This is a genomic window from Klebsiella sp. 7-CIP_Kleb. (genome assembly GCF_050378655.1).
Taxonomy (GTDB): Bacteria; Pseudomonadota; Gammaproteobacteria; order Enterobacterales; family Enterobacteriaceae; genus Klebsiella; species Klebsiella quasipneumoniae.
Map to the genome: position 1 here is coordinate 1 of NZ_JBNRLJ010000026.1, position 2,997 is coordinate 2,997.

Annotated in this window: 1 rRNA gene; it reads left to right on the top strand. The window is 52.9% G+C overall.

Annotated elements, in window-relative coordinates:
- Positions 1-71: 71 nt before the first annotated feature.
- A 23S ribosomal RNA gene (locus ACQUTI_RS26220) occupies positions 72-2,973 on the top strand.
- The last annotated feature ends 24 nt before the right edge of the window (positions 2,974-2,997 follow it).

The following is a 2,997-nucleotide window of genomic DNA, read 5'->3' on the forward strand; positions in this document are numbered from 1 at the left end:
GTTAATGTGTGTTCGAGTCTCTCAAATTTTCGCGACACGATGATGTTTTACGAAACATCTTCGGGTTGTGAGGTTAAGCGACTAAGCGTACACGGTGGATGCCCTGGCAGTCAGAGGCGATGAAGGACGTGCTAATCTGCGAAAAGCGTCGGTAAGGTGATATGAACCGTTATAACCGGCGATGTCCGAATGGGGAAACCCAGTGTGATTCGTCACACTATCGTTAACTGAATACATAGGTTAACGAGGCGAACCGGGGGAACTGAAACATCTAAGTACCCCGAGGAAAAGAAATCAACCGAGATTCCCCCAGTAGCGGCGAGCGAACGGGGAGCAGCCCAGAGTCTGAATCAGCTTGTGTGTTAGTGGAACGGTCTGGAAAGTCCGACGGTACAGGGTGATAGTCCCGTACACCAAAATGCACAGGCTGTGAACTCGAAGAGTAGGGCGGGACACGTGGTATCCTGTCTGAATATGGGGGGACCATCCTCCAAGGCTAAATACTCCTGACTGACCGATAGTGAACCAGTACCGTGAGGGAAAGGCGAAAAGAACCCCGGCGAGGGGAGTGAAAAAGAACCTGAAACCGTGTACGTACAAGCAGTGGGAGCACCTTCGGGTGTGACTGCGTACCTTTTGTATAATGGGTCAGCGACTTATATTCTGTAGCAAGGTTAACCGTATAGGGGAGCCGCAGGGAAACCGAGTCTTAACTGGGCGTTAAGTTGCAGGGTATAGACCCGAAACCCGGTGATCTAGCCATGGGCAGGTTGAAGGTTGGGTAACACTAACTGGAGGACCGAACCGACTAATGTTGAAAAATTAGCGGATGACTTGTGGCTGGGGGTGAAAGGCCAATCAAACCGGGAGATAGCTGGTTCTCCCCGAAAGCTATTTAGGTAGCGCCTCGTGAACTCATCTTCGGGGGTAGAGCACTGTTTCGGCTAGGGGGTCATCCCGACTTACCAACCCGATGCAAACTACGAATACCGAAGAATGTTATCACGGGAGACACACGGCGGGTGCTAACGTCCGTCGTGAAGAGGGAAACAACCCAGACCGCCAGCTAAGGTCCCAAAGTCATGGTTAAGTGGGAAACGATGTGGGAAGGCACAGACAGCCAGGATGTTGGCTTAGAAGCAGCCATCATTTAAAGAAAGCGTAATAGCTCACTGGTCGAGTCGGCCTGCGCGGAAGATGTAACGGGGCTAAACCATGCACCGAAGCTGCGGCAGCGACACTATGTGTTGTTGGGTAGGGGAGCGTTCTGTAAGCCTGCGAAGGTGACCTGTGAGGGTTGCTGGAGGTATCAGAAGTGCGAATGCTGACATAAGTAACGATAAAGCGGGTGAAAAGCCCGCTCGCCGGAAGACCAAGGGTTCCTGTCCAACGTTAATCGGGGCAGGGTGAGTCGACCCCTAAGGCGAGGCCGAAAGGCGTAGTCGATGGGAAACAGGTTAATATTCCTGTACTTGGTGTTACTGCGAAGGGGGGACGGAGAAGGCTATGTTAGCCGGGCGACGGTTGTCCCGGTTTAAGCATGTAGGCTGGTTATCCAGGCAAATCCGGATAATCAAGGCTGAGGTGTGATGACGAGGCACTACGGTGCTGAAGTAACAAATGCCCTGCTTCCAGGAAAAGCCTCTAAGCATCAGGTAACATCAAATCGTACCCCAAACCGACACAGGTGGTCAGGTAGAGAATACCAAGGCGCTTGAGAGAACTCGGGTGAAGGAACTAGGCAAAATGGTGCCGTAACTTCGGGAGAAGGCACGCTGGTGTGTAGGTGAAGTCCCTGCGGATGGAGCTGAGACCAGTCGAAGATACCAGCTGGCTGCAACTGTTTATTAAAAACACAGCACTGTGCAAACACGAAAGTGGACGTATACGGTGTGACGCCTGCCCGGTGCCGGAAGGTTAATTGATGGGGTTATCCGTAAGGAGAAGCTCTTGATCGAAGCCCCGGTAAACGGCGGCCGTAACTATAACGGTCCTAAGGTAGCGAAATTCCTTGTCGGGTAAGTTCCGACCTGCACGAATGGCGTAATGATGGCCAGGCTGTCTCCACCCGAGACTCAGTGAAATTGAACTCGCTGTGAAGATGCAGTGTACCCGCGGCAAGACGGAAAGACCCCGTGAACCTTTACTATAGCTTGACACTGAACATTGAGCCTTGATGTGTAGGATAGGTGGGAGGCTTTGAAGCGTGGACGCCAGTCTGCGTGGAGCCAACCTTGAAATACCACCCTTTAATGTTTGATGTTCTAACGTTGGCCCCTGACCGGGGTTGCGGACAGTGTCTGGTGGGTAGTTTGACTGGGGCGGTCTCCTCCCAAAGCGTAACGGAGGAGCACGAAGGTTAGCTAATCCTGGTCGGACATCAGGAGGTTAGTGCAATGGCATAAGCTAGCTTGACTGCGAGCGTGACGGCGCGAGCAGGTGCGAAAGCAGGTCATAGTGATCCGGTGGTTCTGAATGGAAGGGCCATCGCTCAACGGATAAAAGGTACTCCGGGGATAACAGGCTGATACCGCCCAAGAGTTCATATCGACGGCGGTGTTTGGCACCTCGATGTCGGCTCATCACATCCTGGGGCTGAAGTAGGTCCCAAGGGTATGGCTGTTCGCCATTTAAAGTGGTACGCGAGCTGGGTTTAGAACGTCGTGAGACAGTTCGGTCCCTATCTGCCGTGGGCGCTGGAGAATTGAGGGGGGCTGCTCCTAGTACGAGAGGACCGGAGTGGACGCATCACTGGTGTTCGGGTTGTCATGCCAATGGCACTGCCCGGTAGCTAAATGCGGAAGAGATAAGTGCTGAAAGCATCTAAGCACGAAACTTGCCCCGAGATGAGTTCTCCCTGAGACTTTAAGTCTCCTGAAGGAACGTTGAAGACGACGACGTTGATAGGCCGGGTGTGTAAGCGCAGCGATGCGTTGAGCTAACCGGTACTAATGAACCGTGAGGCTTAACCTTACAACGCCGAAGATGTTTTGGCGG